The following is a 14,642-nucleotide window of genomic DNA, read 5'->3' on the forward strand; positions in this document are numbered from 1 at the left end:
CCCCGAACCTGGAGACCCACCATGGACTTCTCGCTTCCCGAATCCGGCGCCGACGTCCGCGGGCTGGCCCGCGACATCGCGACGTCGATCAGCACCCCCGAGCGGGTCGCCGAACTGGAGACGGCTCGTGCCGCGCTCGACGCGGACCTGTGGCGCGAACTCGGCGGCGCCGGACTCCTGGGCCTCGAGTTGTCCTCCGAGACGGCCGGGGATGCCGGCGGCGACCTCGGGATCGTCGAGAATGCGCTCGTGGCAACCGAACTCGGACGCGTGCTGGCCCGCGTACCGTTCGGTCCGCACGCGATCGCCGCCCTTCCGGTGATCGCCACGCACGGCTCGTCGGCACTCCGGGAGCGGATCCTCGGGTCCGGGGCCACCGGCGACTCGGTGCTCACGGTCGCGGTCGAGGAGGACCTGGCCACCGACTTCACCTCGCCCGCAACCACCTTCTCGTCCGACGGTGGCCTGACCGGCGTGAAGGTCGACGTCCCCTACGCCGAGGCCGCGGACATGTTCGTGGTCACCGCGTCCGGACCCGACGGTGTCGTCGCGGTGGTCGTGGCCGCCGATGCCCCGGGCGTCGTCGTCACCCCGACCCCCGCCACCGGGCTGATCCCGTCGGCGCAGGTCGAATTCGACGGCACGCCGGTGTCCGACGACGCCGTTCTCGACGGCGGCGCCGACACGGCCGCGACGCTCATCGCGCGTGCGACCCTGGCCTGCTGCGCCGAACAGACCGGCGTCGTCGAACGCGGCCTCGAGCTCACCGCCGAGTACGCCCGCGATCGCGAGCAATTCGGCCGCGCCATCGGGTCGTTCCAGGCGGTCGCCCAACGTCTCGCCGACGGGTACATCGATGCCCAGGGGCTGGCACTCACGACGACGCAGGCGGCCTGGTTGCTCGACCATTCGACCGGCCACACCCCGGAACTGCAGAATGCGGTCGCCACCGCCAAGTTCTGGGCCGCCGAGGCCGGGCACCGGGTGGCGCACACTGCCGTACATGTGCACGGTGGTGTCGGCCTCGACACCAGTCACCCGGTCCATCGTTACTTCCTGCGCGCCAAGCACAACGAGTTCGCATTCGGTTCCGCGACCGCCTCGGTGCGGGCCATCGGAGCCGAACTGGCCGCCACGCCGGCGTGAACCGACCGGTCGCGGCGACGCAAGCCTCGACGGTCGCCGATCTGCTCGCTCCGCTGATCGAGATCGACGACCGCGGGGTCTGGTTCGAAGACGGATTTCGCTCCTGGACCGATCATCTCGCCGATGCGGCGTTGCTGGCCGGGGTGTTGCGCGGCCGGTTGTCGGATGACCGCCCGCGTCACGTGGGCGTGCTGCTGGCGAATACGCCGGTGTTCAGCGCGCTCTTCGCCGCGGCGGCACGTCACGGATTCGTGCTGGTGGGCCTGAACACCACCCGGCGTGGCGACGCGCTCGCCGCCGACATCGCCCGTGCCGAATGCCAGATCGTGCTGTGCGGCGACGACACCCGGCATCTGCTGGACGGCCTCGACCTGGGCGGAACCCGCGTTGTCGATGTCGATTCGCCCGAATGGGCGGCCGCGGTGATCGCGGGTAAGCCGGCACCCCTTGCCGACGCGGCGCCGGACGACCTGCTGATGCTGATCTTCACGTCGGGGACGACCGGCGACCCGAAGGCCGTGCGGTGTACGCACCGGACCTTCGCGACCAGCGGTCCGATGCTGGCCGATCGCTTCGATATCGGGCCGAACGATGTCGCGTATCTCTCGATGCCGATGTTCCATTCGAACGCGATGATCGCCGGGTGGTGCGTCGCGGTGGCGGGCGGGGCGTCGATCGCGTTGCGGCGCAGCTTCTCCGCGCGTGGGTTCGTCGACGACGTCCACCGGTACGGCGTGACGTATGCCAACTACGTCGGCAAACCGATGCACTACATCCTCGCGACCGATCCGCGCCCCGACGACGCGGCGAGTCCACTGCGGATCATGTACGGCAACGAGGCATCTGCCCGCGATCGGCTCCGGTTCTCCGAACGATTCGGCTGCCGCGTCGTCGACGGATTCGGATCCACCGAGGGCGGGGTGGCCATCACGCGCACCCCCGACACACCCGATGATGCCCTGGGCCCGCTGCGCGAACCGACCGCGGTCGTCGACGTCGACACCGCCGAGCCCGTTCCGGCCGGCGTGGTCGGTGAGATCGTGAACCTCTCAGGGCCCGGCCTTTTCGCCGGCTACCACAACGATCCCGACGCCACCGCGGACCGCATGCGCGGCGGGATCTACCACACCGGCGACCTCGCCTGGGTCGACGACGCCGGTTACCTGCACTTCGCCGGACGTCTCGGCGACTGGTTGCGCGTCGACGGCGAGAACATCGGCACCGGCCCCATCGAGCGAATCCTGCTGCGTCACCCGGCGATACGGCAGGTCGCGGTGCACGGCGTGCCGGTCGAGATCGGTGACGAGATCGAGGCGGTCCTCGTCGCCGACGTGCTCACGGCCGACGACTTGAGCCAGTTCCTCTCCGCGCAAGAAGATCTCGGCCCGAAACAGTGGCCGCACCGGGTGCGGCTCGTCGACGAACTCCCCGAGACCGCGACCTTCAAGACCGTCAAGCGGCTCCTGGCCTCCGATGCCACCCCACCGACGTGGGTTCGGGACGGTCGGGCCTACCGGGCCCCGACGTAGGCCGGCCGCCGCCGTTCCCCTGGCCGTGCAGTGCTCTGATCCGAGAGAACCAACAGACCTGCTCCTGCACAGTTCCCTGAGCTGACGAGCGAAGGCGACCCACCCCTGCTACCTGAGGTGCGAGGAACGAAGCGACAGCCCTTCTGCTCCCTGAGGTCTGCGGAGCGCAAGGCGACAGCACCCCTGCTCCCTGAGGTCTGCGGGGCGCAAGGCGACAGCACCCCTGCTCCCTGAGGTCCGCGGAGCGCAAGGCGACAGCACCCCTGCTCCCTGAGGTCCGCGGAGCGCAAGGCGACAGCACCCCTGCTCCCTGAGGTCCGCGGAGCGCAAGGCGACAGCACCCCTGCTCCCTGAGTTGCGAGGAGCGCAAGGCGACAGCACCCCTGCTCCCTGAGGTCCGCGGAGCGCAAGCGACGAGCCACGAAGGGCCCCGTTTGGATCCGTATGACGTAACGCCCGGTTTCCGGGCATCACGTCATACGGATCTTCTGCGCCCCTGTGGATACCGTTCCCCATTCGCGATCATCACGCACTACGTTGACAGCGCACAGTTCTGGTATGCGCTGATCGTGCTAGCTTCTACGCACACTCTCGGGGGGGGAGACGATGGCAGATCTGACCGTGGATCCGGCGGCGCTAATCACAGCCGCTATCGAGATACAACAGTGCGCCTCGAACATCGGGGGGTTGCACCTCAGTGCAGGACTGGGGACCACCTACGCGACCCAGACGTTCGGTGGGCTCGCCGGCTCATTCCGCGGCGCGACCGACGACATGAGCGATATCGCGAGCTCCGGTGATTCGCAGATCACGAGGTCGATGTCGAATGCTTCGAAGGCAATCTCTGCTTTTGCTGAGTTGGTGATCAACGCCCGCGACACCACCGTCGACACTGATCAATCCGGAGCGAACCGCATTTCGAGCGCGATCGCCTTCCCTTCGAGGACCGGCTCACTGACGGACCACCCAGTTCCGCTCGAAATTCTCCTGGGCGTCACGGAGAGGGGACCGCGGTAGCATGCCGCCGAGCTACAACGAGGTCACGGCATGGACGCCTGATCAACTCCGGTTCATCGCCAATGGACTGTTCGCCATGAAGGCTCGTCTCGACGCCGAGGCACCCAAGGCTGGAAACCCAGTCCTCAACCTGACGGGTGCGGAGTGGACGGGTAAGGCCAGAGGACCAGCCGACGACCGAGCGGAGGCCATCACACGCTGGCTCCGCGGCGTCGCGGACGAATACGGCGATCTCGCCGATGCGATGAACCGCGGCGCGTTTTCCATCGAAGGAGCAGTCACTGCCCTCGAGAACGGGACAACGTCATCAGAGTCCCAGGGTTATGTGCTGAATAGGGGAAGCCGCGAGTACGAGGTGACCTTCGAGAAAGCGAAGGCTCCGCCGGGCGCCGAGTACGACGCGAACGTCGCCTTTCAACATCAAACCGCCTTGCGCAATCTCGGTATCGCCGCGGACCAGGCTGTGAGCGACACGAGCGCAGCCGTCAACTCCGCTTTGGCTGCGCTGAGCGGAATAACACCGGCGTCGATCTCCACATCAAGCGGTTCTATGACACGCGTGTCGAACCAAGTGGACGCATTCCGCGAAGTCTACGATCGAGTTCCGGTCAGCGACAACGACTGGCGGATCGCCGCTGCATTGGACCCGCATAGTTACAATCCGAAGAACAAAGGGGCCCCGCCGGTTGTCAGCGTGATCAAGATCGATCCTGTACCCGGGCAGGGCGTCGTTGCCACGGGGCTGTTCATTCCCTCCGAGCGCGTAGTGTCAGGGCTGAACTTCTCCGAGTTCGAACTCAAGAGGAATCTCGGCGACGCCCGCGGGTTCGATCCGAACTTCGCTCCAGAAGACGCTCGCGTCTCATACTTCATCGATTACGAGAACGGCGTGATCGTGGCACGGCAAAACCCTTCGGTCGATGAGGATGGCAACGTCAAGACCGGAACACCTTCCGTCCATGCGGGCCAACTGCCCGACGGTACCGTGGCAATCAAATATGACGCGTCCGATCCCCTGGCGCCACCTCATACAGAGGACATCGGTTGGAGTGTACGGGGCCAGACCATTGTCACGCCGGGCGCCGACGGTGCCAGCGTATCGGGTGAAAGAACGGACTTTCCCTCGATGGAGACGTACCAGTACATGCCTGACGGTCGTACTCGAATAATGTTCCAGGACGACGCTGGCGATCATACGGAATACGGGCCACTGCGCGACCTCCCCTCTCAGCATCATTATGGGCAATACACCTCAGACTTATCTCGATTCCCCAAGGACGCCGGGTCTGTCGTCTACGGCCCACCGCCCCACCCCATCGACGAGATGACCGAGTTCGGCGGTGCGGACGACCCTCCTAGGGTCAATCAGGCCAAATGACCATTCAAACCAGTTCTTGACAGATACCGCAAAAAATGAGGACGGCGTCCATGACCAACGAATCAAGCAGCAACGCACCACCCGACGACCAGGCTGGTCAACGCGTCTTCGCTGCCCAAACGGCAACCGTCGTTGCGATCCTATGTTCGAGTTTCGGCGTTCCGTTCCTATTCGCCGATAACCGAGTCGTAATAGCCTTGGTGCTGGCCACGACGACGTTGCTGATCGGATGCGCCCTTGCCCTACCTCGTCGCACCCGCTCGTGGGGAGGCGTGGTCATTGCGGCCGCGGTGCCCGTCTACCTCATAACTGGTGTGATGTGACAAATCGCGACGACCGCCAATCGGCCAACCGATTCTTCGGACCGATCACGCCCTACATCTGCGTTGCCGCGATCACCCTCGCTTTGATTGCGGTGAATTACCTGTGGGTGATCGGAATATTGCTCAATATCGTGTTCGTATTCGTCGGCATCGCGCTCATGGCGAATCGGGGGGTGGCTCGTCAAGTCGGTACCGGGATCACTGTCGCGTACCTCACCTTCGTTGCCGCACTTGGCATCCTGATACTCGTTGACTACGTCAAGACTGGCGACGGCCCGTCCACGACATCGTCTTTGTCGGCTCCGCCCAACCCAGAAACGTCACATGGAAGTGACTGACGAAGTCGCCTCTGTGGGCGGAGAATCTGTCAAGCCAACCCAATTGAGCTACGCGGCACAGACACTCGTGTCGTTGCTTCTGTCCGTCGCGATCTTTCTCGCTGCGCTCAACTCCGACACGTCACGCGTTCTCCCCGTCCTCGTAACGATCTCGCTGGCCACCGCGTGTGTCGTCGCCATCGTCAAACGTCCCGCTGCGCGCAGCTGGGTTATCACGATCACGACGGCTACCGTGACCATGAGTGTGGCCGTCATTCCCTACGGGGGTTGGCCGTGAACCCGTGCGATGAGCCACCCGACAACCGATTCTTCGGACCCGCGACTCCGATGACAGTGATCATTACGCTGGCAGCAGCACCGTGCACGTTTCTGTTCGTGTGGGTCGCCAACGTCTTCCTGTTTCTGTTTCTCTTTGTCCTCGGCGCGGCAATGCTCGTCACCGGCACATCCCGCCAGATCGGCACCGGCCTCGTGGCCGGCAGCCTGACTTACGTACTGGTTCTCGCAGGTTTGCTCGTGTACGCCAGCGCCTGAGGAAGCGACCCCGCCGCCTCACAAACCCCCCACGGTTCGACACCTGCGCCCGCCGGGACGATGAGGATTCTGTCCATTGGTGGTGGATGCGCTCCGAATGGGTGAGACTGGCACCGGTACGCCCGACGAGAGGCTCGAAACCATGACCGGTAGGTACCTGCTCCGCACCCTGGGCATCGCACTCGGATGCGCAACCGCGGCAATCCTCTCCCCCACGATCGCGAACGCTGCACCGAACGACGTGACGATCACACCCTCGGTGTCGGGCAACTCGGTCACCGTGACCGTCACGAACCGGTCCACGGCGGTGATCGGGTGCAAGATGTTCGGGCTCCCGGCCGGGTCCGTGGCCGACAGCGACTCGCGACCACCCTTCGGATACGTCAACCCGGTCGACCCGCGCGCACTGATCGCGCCGGGCGGCACGCGCACCGTGGCGCTCGAGGTGTTCACCGACGAGGGCCCGAGCGGGTCCACCGTCCTGCCCGACGGCGCCTACGACCTGTACTGGGGGTGCACGACGGTGCCGGGGTTCGAAGGCGTCGAACAGTGGGGCACGCTGGGCCCGGCCGGAAAGCCGTCGACCGCACGAACCACGCGGCTGACACTTCCCGCCGAAGTCGGCACCCTGATCGCACCGACCCCCATGCCGCCGGGGCCGTGCCCCAACGCGAGTTGCCTCCCGCCCGACGTCGCCGACATCGTCGACGACCTGTGGGGCGAGTACACCTCGCCCTAGGAGACTGCTGAAATAGTCGGTGTCGTTTCGGTGTGGGGTGAGCGGGTTTGCCTGGTGGGCTGGGATCCTGGTGGGTATGCAGGGTGAGCCGGATCGTCAGGGTGAGTTTCTGGATGTGAACTCGGTCGTCGGGCATTTGCTGGCCGAGGGCAGTGTGTTCGCGTTTTTGGCTGCTCATCGCGAGCAGTTGTTTCCTGCGGAGATGTTCGCGGACCTGTTTCCCAGCGGCCGGGGCCGTCCGTCGATCCCGCCGGCCACGATGGCGTCGGTGATCGTGCTGCAAACGCTGCAGGGTTTGTCCGATCGCGAAGCCGCTGATGCGGTCACTTTCGATCTGCGGTGGAAAGCGGCGTGTGGATTCGTGTTGGGTAACAAAGGTTTTCATCCGTCGACTCTGACGTACTGGCGTCGGCGACTGGCAGCCAGCGACCGGCCGCACCGCATTTTCGAGGTGGTACGCGAGGTCATCACCACCACCGGGGTGCTCGCGGGTAAGAGTCGTCGAGCGCTGGATTCGACGATCTTCGATGACGCGGTGGCCCGCCAGGACGCCATCACCCAGGTGATCGCGGCGATCCGGCGGGTCGCCCGAGAGGTCGACGGTGGTGCGGTGGTGGTCGAGCAGCACGCGACTCGTCTGGCCGCGTTGACCGGCGGCGGCTATGACCGGCCCGGCAAGCCGCGGATCGCCTGGGATGATGAGTGTGCTCAACAGGACCTGATCAGCGCCCTTGTCGAAGATGGGTTGGCCGTGCTCGACGGTCTGGACCTCGAGGCCATCGACAAGGAACCGAGTAACGAGGCCCAGGCGCAGGCGGTGGCATTGCTGGCATTGGTGACCGGCCAGGATGTGGAACCGGCACCAGGTTCTGATGGCACCGACGGACGCTGGCGCATCGCGCCCCGGACCGCCCCGGACCGGGTGATCTCCACCGTCGATACCGACACCCGGCACGCCCACAAAACCCGGGCACGCCAGCAGGACGGGTTCAAGGGCCACATCGTCAATGAACCGGAGACCGGGTTGGTCACCGCGATCGAGATGACCAAAGCCGCTGGTCCGGACACTTCCGACGGAGCAGTCGGGGCACGGTTGTTGCTGAGCGATCCGACCGTCGCCGACGACGCCGACGATCGTGAGGTGCTGGGTGATTCAGCGTATGCCTCCGGTGACATGCTGGCCACGCTGGCGCGGACACGATGGAACGCGGTGATCAAACCCAAGCCACACATGCCGGCGGTTGCTGGTGGTTTCGTCGTCGACGATTTCACCTTCGACGCCGACTCGAACACATTGACCTGCCCCAACAACCTGACCCGACCGGTCAGCGCGAAAGGCCACGTCACCTACGGTGCGGCCTGCCACGACTGCCCACTTCGGGCACGGTGCACCACCGCGGTTCGTGGACGCAAAATCAGTTTCGGCGAACACCACCAACTCCAGCGCGAACACCGACAACACTTCTCTGACAACACTATTGCCGACACCTACCGCCAGCATCGACCCATGGTCGAACGGACGATTGCCTGGCTCACCCGCGGTAACCGGCGGGTGCCCTACCGTGGAATCGAACGCAACAACAACTGGCTGCACCACCGCGCCGCCGCGATCAACCTACGCCGCCTGATCACCCTCGGACTGACTACCACCAACGGCACCTGGACACTGGCCACCGCCTGAACCGCGGCACCGCCGCCCCACCTAGATCGATCACCACGACCACACCCCGGAACCGACACATCCCCGCAGCAGGAACCTCAACCCAGGCTGGACCCTAATTCAGCAGGCTCCTAGCCTGAGCGAAGCGGCGAGGCCGTTTCCGTCGGGGACACTCGCCCGGTCACCCAGTGGCTTCGACTCGGCTCCTCGCTCCGCTCGGTGCCGGCTCAACCAGCGGGGGTGGCCGACCGCGCGGGCACCTGCCTGCCGGCTCAACCAGCGCGGGGTGGCCGCTGGCGCGGGATCAAGACGACTGGCGGCCACGACGCAACGGTCGTGCCACCGCGTTGGTTCCGAAGACGGGTCGATTGGTGACCGATTGCCCGGCTGGTCCCGCATGTGGTCGGACTCACGTGGCGCCGACGGCCGACTTCCGGTGCTCTGGGAGATAGGGAACCGCTCAATTCGGGCTTCCCCGACGGGACAGACCGCCGATGCCGCCGGGACGCACTCCCCCGTTCGAAAGCCGATCACGACCACAGCCCTATCGACAGGACTGGAGCCGACCGATGACCGTAGCCGAACGCACCGCACCCGAATCCGACTCCCGCAGACAGTCAACCCGAACGGAGCTGCTGGGCCCCTTCCACGACGGGCGGGAAATGATTCTCGCCGCCGTCCTCGCCGCGTTGGCCGGGGCCACCGGCGCGGCGGCGTGGCTGTACTCCTCCGGGTGGTACGTGACCTTCATGACGGGCAACAGCGAGCGACTGGTGCTCGAACACGTCAAGGGGGCCCATCAGCTCGGCTTCACCGCTCTGCTCACCGTGGTGGTGTTCGTTCTCGGCGTGTTCGTGGCCACCCTGGCCAGGATGTACGTCTGGCGCAAGGCCCGGCACGGGGCGACAATGCTGACCGCGGGCTCGACGATCGCCGCGTGGCTCATCGACATCAACCTCGACAACGGCAACCGAGAATTCGGCGCCGGCCCGGTTCTCTGCCTGGCCTTCGGTCTCGGCGCACTCAACACCTCGATCAGCCGCAAGGGCGAGGTGGTCATGCCTCTGTCCTACGTGACCGGCACCCTGGTGAAAATCGGCCAGGGCGCCGGGTTGCACGTGTCCGGGCGCCAAGCGATGGGGATGGGTCGCTCACTTGAGCACCTACGCGGGATTCCTCGCCGGTGCAGGATTCGGCGGCCTGCTGTTCAACGCCTTCGACGAACGGAACTCGCTGCTGACCCTGGCCGTGGTCGCGGTGGTCGCCGCGGCGATCACCTGGCGTCTGGATCATCCCAAGTTCTTGCGTGCCGACGTCCGCTGAGATGACCAGCCGCGTCGTCGGCCGGTCGCGTCGACTCCTGGGCAGGCCGGTCAGCCGCCCAGCGTCTTGTTCATCCTCCCTACGGCCTCGTCGTACTCGCTGACGAGATCGGCGATGAGGTCGGCGACGGGCGTGATCGCGTTGCAGCGTCCGACGATCTGACCGGCCGGCATCGCGACGACATCGGGATTGTCGGCCTGTGAGATCCGTGCGTGCGCCTCGGCGACGAGGAGGTTCTGCAGCGGCATCGGCAACGGTTCGGGCGCGGACTCGGCGTCCCAGGCATCGGTCCAGGCCGTCTTCAGCAGTCGCGCAGGCTTTCCCGAGTAGATGCGGCGGCGCACGGTGTCCCGCGACGTCGCCTTCAGCAGTGCCTGCTGGACAGTCGACGGCTTGTCGGAACCCTCCGGCACGCCGAGCTTGTACTCCGCCGCCGTCAGCCAGTACGTGCCCATCCACACGCCCTGCGCACCGAGCGCGATCGCCGCGGCGATCTGGCGGCCACTGCCCACGCCACCGGCCGCGAGGACCGGCGCGGTGTCACCGACCGCGTCGACGAGATCCGGCCACAGGATCATCGAGGTGACCTCACCGGTGTGCCCGCCGCCCTCGTAGCCCTGGGCGATGACGATGTCGACGCCCGCCTCGACGTGATGCAGCGCATGCTCTTTCGCGCCCGCGAGCGCGGCGACCAGGACGCCGTTGTCGTGCGCGGTCTGGATGACGTCGGCCGGCGGCGAGCCGAGTGCGTTGGCGATCAGCTTGATCTGTCCGTACTTACGACGATGCTCCATCGCGACGTCGACATGCGAGCGCGCGACCGAGTGCAACCAGCCGAGCACCCCGGCGTCGACCCGGTCTCCACCCGGGAGCGGGGGCACACCCAGATCGTCGAGCGTGCGTTCGACGAACGCGCGGTGCTCCGGCGGGATCATCGAGTCGAGGTCCATCTTCGAGCCCTCGGTCGGGATCTTGGCGGGCATCACCACATCGACGCCGAACGGTTTGCCGTCGGTGTTCTCGTGCATCCACTCCAGGACTTCGTCGAGCTCCTCGGCCTCGTTGAAGCGGACACAACCCAGGACACCGAGGCCACCGGCCCGACTGATCGCCGCCGCCACGTCCTGGCTGGGGGTGAATCCGAAGATCGGATACTCGATGCCGAACTTCTCGACCAGTTCAGTACGCATGTTTCAGCTCCCTTTCGGCGCTCTACTGCGCCTCGTCGGCGGGACGTTCGGTGGTGACCGACGCTCCCCATCGATAGTCGGGTTTGCCTGCGGGAGAACGCTTGATCTCGTCCACGAACCACACGCTGCGCGGACACTTGTAGCCCGCCAACTCTTTTCGGACAACGTCGTTGAGACTCGTGAGCGACGGGCGCGCACCGTCCCGAGTCGCGATGACCGCTGCGACGCGCTGACCCCACCGGTCATCGGCCACACCCACCACGACGGTGTCGAACACGTCCGGGTGGGCCTTGAGCGCCCCCTCCACCTCCTCGGGGAAGACCTTCTCGCCGCCGGTGTTGATCGACACCGACCCACGGCCGAGCATGGTGATCGTGCCATCGGCCTCGAGGACGGCGTTGTCGCCGGGCAGCGAGTAGCGCACGCCGTCGAAGACCTTAAACGTCTTCGCCGACTTCTCCGGGTCGTTGTGGTAGCGCAGCGGTACGTGGCCGGATCGCGCCAGCACACCGACCTCGCCGCTGCCCGGCTCGACCGGCGTACCGTCCTCCCGCAAGACGTGGGTCTCCTTGTCCGCCTTCACCCGCGGACCGCCGGTGTGCGGCGTGTCCTTCGCGACGACGCCCATCCCGCCGAAGCCGGTCTCCGACGATCCGATCGCGTCGATGATGACCGAATTCGGGAACCGGTCGAGGAACTGTTCCTTGACGCTCGGTGAGAACAGGCAGGCCGACGACGCGATCGACAGCACGCTCGACAGGTCACGGTCCCCACCGCTCTCCAGCGCCTCGATCATGGGGCGCCCCATCGCATCTCCGGTGATGAACACGACGTTGACCTTGTGTCGTTCGACGATGTCCCACGCCGACGATCCGCTGAACTCGGGGTACACCACCGCTTTTCCGCCGGCGAAGAGGGACTGGAAGATCGCCCACTGCGAGCCGCCGTGAATGAACGGCGGAATCGGGTACCGGACGAGCTGTCCGCCCTCGGCACCGGTCTTGGCAAGATGCCACTCGTCGGGTACGGGTTCGCTGGTGTACCAGTCGATTCCACCACCGAGGACGCGCCACACGTCTTCCTGCCGCCACACCACGCCCTTCGGCTTCCCGGTGGTACCGCCGGTGTAGAGCATGTACAGGTCGTCGTCGCTGCGTTCCTCGAAGTCGCGTTCGGTCGACGACGCCGCGATCGCCTCCTCGAAACGGATCGCATCGCTGTGGCCCGCGCAGCACAGGTCCTCGTCCGACCCGTCCTCGATGACGACGCGGTACTCGAGATCGGGCGCTTTCGGCAACGTGTTGCACACGCGACCGGCGAAGCTCCGCTCGTGGATCAGCACCTTCATCCCGGAGTCGGTGAAGATGTGTTCCAACTCGGCTTCGACGTAGCGGTAGTTGACGTTGACCATCACCGCGCGAGCCTTGAAGATGGCGACCATCGCCTCGACCGACTCGATGGTGTTCCTGCTGTACAGGCCCACTCGGTCGCCCGGTTGTACGCCCAGTTCCCGGAGTTTGTGGGCGAGGGCGTTGGCACGCGCCTCCAGGTCGGCGTAGGAGCGCGAGCGGTCGCCCGACTCGAGCGCGACGCGCTCGGGAACAAGGTCGACGGCATGCTCGATGAGGTCGGCGATTGTGTAGGCCATGGTTCAAAATTAGAACGTGTTATCGTTCTGGGCAAGCGGCAATACGCGCCCGCCACCATCACCTGATCACCACCCGAGCACAGCGACACCGGAGTGCAGCGATGACCACAGCAACCCCCGCCGAGTCCGTCACCGAAAAGGCACCCGAGTGCCTCGTCGAGAAGCGCGGGCACATCCTGATCGTGACGATGAACCGACCGGAGGCGCGCAATGCGCTGTCGACGGAGATGATGCGGATCATGACCGAGGCGTGGGACCAGGTCGATGCCGATCCCGACATCCGGGTGGCCATCCTCACCGGCGCCGGCGGGTACTTCTGCGCGGGCGCCGACCTGAAGAGCATGAACAAGAACGCTCCCGGCGACACCGTCGACTCCGGTGCGTGGAATCCGGCCTCGTTGCCGGCCCTGCTGAAGGGACGCCGTCTCACCAAGCCGCTCATCGCCGCAGTGGAGGGACCCGCCATCGCCGGCGGTACCGAGATCCTGCAGGGCACCGACATCCGGGTCGCCGGCGAGAGCGCGAAGTTCGGTGTCTCCGAGGCCCGTTGGGGCCTGTACCCGATGGGTGGCAGCGCGGTTCGCCTCGTCCGGCAGATCCCGTACACCGTGGCGTGCGACATCCTGCTGACCGGCCGCCACATCACCGCGCGCGAGGCGCTCGAATACGGACTGATCGGCCATGTCGTCGACGACGGGACCGCTCTCGACAAGGCACTCGAACTCGCCGGGAAAATCGCGGCCAACGGTCCGCTCGCGGTGCAGGGCATCCTCAAGACCATCCGCGACACCGAGGGCCTACACGAACTCGACGCCTTCGAGATCGATGCGAAGATCGGCATCTCGGTCTTCAAGTCGAAGGATGCGAAGGTCGGACCCCGCGCGTTCGCGGAGAAGCGCACGCCGGAGTTCACCGGGGAGTAGCGGCACCGGGCGGTCGCGCCGCGCAGCGACTTCCGCGACGCCCCCGGTCAGCGGACGGCGTCCGACGTATCCTCCGACGACCTACGTGGGCGCAGCACGATCTCGTCGAGACGCCGACGATGATGCTCTTCGATGGTCATGCCCGCCTGGATCTCGTCGACGAGGGCTGCGGCGACGTCGCGGATCTTCACGTTCTCCTGCTGTGAGCGCCACCGGAGCACGTCGAACGCCCGGTCGGCGTTGACTCCGTAGACCAGCATGAGCATGCCCTTGGCCTGCTCGATCACGCCGCTGCTGTCGCGGAAGGCTCGTACCTGGTCGTCGACCCGCCGTTGCCACACGGCCATCTCGGCGTCGGTCAGGTCGAGGTAGAAGCCCTCGGTGCCGATGGCGCGCCGCGTGGCGTCGGTGATGGAATGCGCGATGACCGCGACCGGTCGGACCCGCCCGGACGTGTCGACGATGCGGTGCCGACTCGAGAACGGCGCGTGATTGGTGAGCATCTCGGCCAGCACGGCGTCGAAGTGGGCTCGATCGTCGGGGTGCTTGTGGCGGCGCATGAGTTCGGTGGTCGGTTCGACCTCCCCCGGCGCATAACCGTGCAGGGCGGCGACCTCATCGGACCATTCCCACTTCTCGCCCTCGTAGAAGAAGCGGAAGTCGCCGATACGTTGCATGCCCGACGGCATCCGGCCGGACCGGTCGGTCTGCCGACCCGCCGGGAGGCCATCCCGTCCGTGGTCGGCGTCTCCGCAACGGGGCCGTGATCACTTGGCTGCACGCGAGAAATTCTATGTTCGATCGGCATGCACGGCCGCAGGTTCTGCAGTTAGGAAGTCGTCGACGACTGTCGCACGCGGCGGATCACCGATACCGTGTCCCGTCGGGCACACG

15 protein-coding genes are annotated in these 14,642 nt (G+C 66.0%); 12 read left to right on the forward strand and 3 right to left on the reverse strand.

From position 1 onward, the window contains the following. Positions 1-21: 21 nt before the first annotated feature. From LEL84_RS10190 to LEL84_RS10240, 11 genes are all read left to right on the forward strand, one after another. A complete protein-coding gene (locus LEL84_RS10190; protein WP_226513961.1) occupies positions 22-1,146 on the forward strand; it encodes an acyl-CoA dehydrogenase family protein in 1,125 nt (374 codons plus the stop codon). Next, the gene (locus tag LEL84_RS10195; protein ID WP_226513962.1) at positions 1,143-2,675 is read left to right on the forward strand and encodes a long-chain-fatty-acid--CoA ligase; all 1,533 of its coding nucleotides are present in this window, start codon (positions 1,143-1,145) and stop codon (positions 2,673-2,675) included. Before LEL84_RS10190 ends, LEL84_RS10195 begins: the two co-directional genes overlap by 4 nt. Positions 2,676-3,281: 606 nt before the next feature. Continuing rightward, a complete protein-coding gene (locus LEL84_RS10200; RefSeq protein ID WP_205334490.1) occupies positions 3,282-3,692 on the forward strand; it encodes a hypothetical protein in 411 nt (136 codons plus the stop codon). A gap of 1 nt (position 3,693) precedes the next feature. Further along, positions 3,694-5,070, forward strand: coding sequence for a hypothetical protein (locus LEL84_RS10205; protein ID WP_205334489.1), 1,377 nt, complete (start codon positions 3,694-3,696; stop codon positions 5,068-5,070). 50 nt (positions 5,071-5,120) lie between these two features. Continuing rightward, positions 5,121-5,393 (forward strand): hypothetical protein, encoded by a 273-nt coding sequence (locus LEL84_RS10210; RefSeq protein ID WP_205334488.1) that lies wholly within the window; start codon positions 5,121-5,123, stop codon positions 5,391-5,393. After that, positions 5,390-5,731 carry a hypothetical protein gene (locus tag LEL84_RS10215; RefSeq protein ID WP_205334487.1) on the forward strand — a complete coding sequence of 114 codons (342 nt, stop codon included), beginning with the start codon at positions 5,390-5,392 and terminating at the stop codon, positions 5,729-5,731. Before LEL84_RS10210 ends, LEL84_RS10215 begins: the two co-directional genes overlap by 4 nt. After that, on the forward strand, positions 5,718-6,008 hold the full coding sequence (locus tag LEL84_RS10220) for a hypothetical protein (RefSeq protein ID WP_205334486.1): 291 nt from the start codon (positions 5,718-5,720) through the stop codon (positions 6,006-6,008). The genes LEL84_RS10215 and LEL84_RS10220 overlap by 14 nt, the downstream gene beginning before the upstream one ends. 50 nt (positions 6,009-6,058) lie before the next feature. Then, positions 6,059-6,265, forward strand: coding sequence for a hypothetical protein (locus LEL84_RS10225; RefSeq protein ID WP_226513963.1), 207 nt, complete (start codon positions 6,059-6,061; stop codon positions 6,263-6,265). A gap of 142 nt (positions 6,266-6,407) precedes the next feature. Further along, positions 6,408-7,004: a hypothetical protein gene (locus tag LEL84_RS10230; protein WP_226513964.1), complete on the forward strand. Its 597-nt coding sequence runs from the start codon at positions 6,408-6,410 to the stop codon at positions 7,002-7,004. A 76-nt stretch (positions 7,005-7,080) separates the two neighbouring features. After that, a complete protein-coding gene (locus LEL84_RS10235; protein WP_226514242.1) occupies positions 7,081-8,685 on the forward strand; it encodes an IS1182 family transposase in 1,605 nt (534 codons plus the stop codon). Positions 8,686-9,233: 548 nt separating this feature from the next. Then, on the forward strand, positions 9,234-9,992 hold the full coding sequence (locus tag LEL84_RS10240; protein ID WP_226513965.1) for a DUF1275 family protein: 759 nt from the start codon (positions 9,234-9,236) through the stop codon (positions 9,990-9,992). A gap of 45 nt (positions 9,993-10,037) precedes the next feature. Here LEL84_RS10240 and LEL84_RS10245 read toward each other — a convergent pair whose 3' ends face one another. Both LEL84_RS10245 and LEL84_RS10250 read right to left on the reverse strand, forming a co-directional pair. Continuing rightward, positions 10,038-11,177, reverse strand: coding sequence for an NAD(P)H-dependent flavin oxidoreductase (locus LEL84_RS10245; RefSeq protein WP_226513966.1), 1,140 nt, complete (start codon positions 11,175-11,177; stop codon positions 10,038-10,040). A gap of 22 nt (positions 11,178-11,199) precedes the next feature. Next, entirely contained in the window at positions 11,200-12,825 is a 1,626-nt protein-coding gene (locus LEL84_RS10250) for an acyl-CoA synthetase (protein WP_078113618.1), read from the reverse strand. 101 nt (positions 12,826-12,926) lie between these two features. Between LEL84_RS10250 and LEL84_RS10255 the strand changes: the two genes are divergently transcribed. Continuing rightward, complete coding sequence (locus tag LEL84_RS10255) at positions 12,927-13,748, forward strand: crotonase/enoyl-CoA hydratase family protein (RefSeq protein ID WP_058253560.1); 822 nt, start codon at positions 12,927-12,929, stop codon at positions 13,746-13,748. A 47-nt stretch (positions 13,749-13,795) separates the two neighbouring features. On the opposite strand, the gene LEL84_RS10260 is transcribed toward LEL84_RS10255, so the two are convergent. Then, positions 13,796-14,425: a PAS and ANTAR domain-containing protein gene (locus tag LEL84_RS10260; protein WP_226513967.1), complete on the reverse strand. Its 630-nt coding sequence runs from the start codon at positions 14,423-14,425 to the stop codon at positions 13,796-13,798. Positions 14,426-14,642: the final 217 nt, after the last annotated feature.

This window comes from Gordonia sp. WA4-43 (assembly GCF_020520305.1).
GTDB classification, from domain to species: domain Bacteria; phylum Actinomycetota; class Actinomycetes; order Mycobacteriales; family Mycobacteriaceae; genus Gordonia; species Gordonia hongkongensis.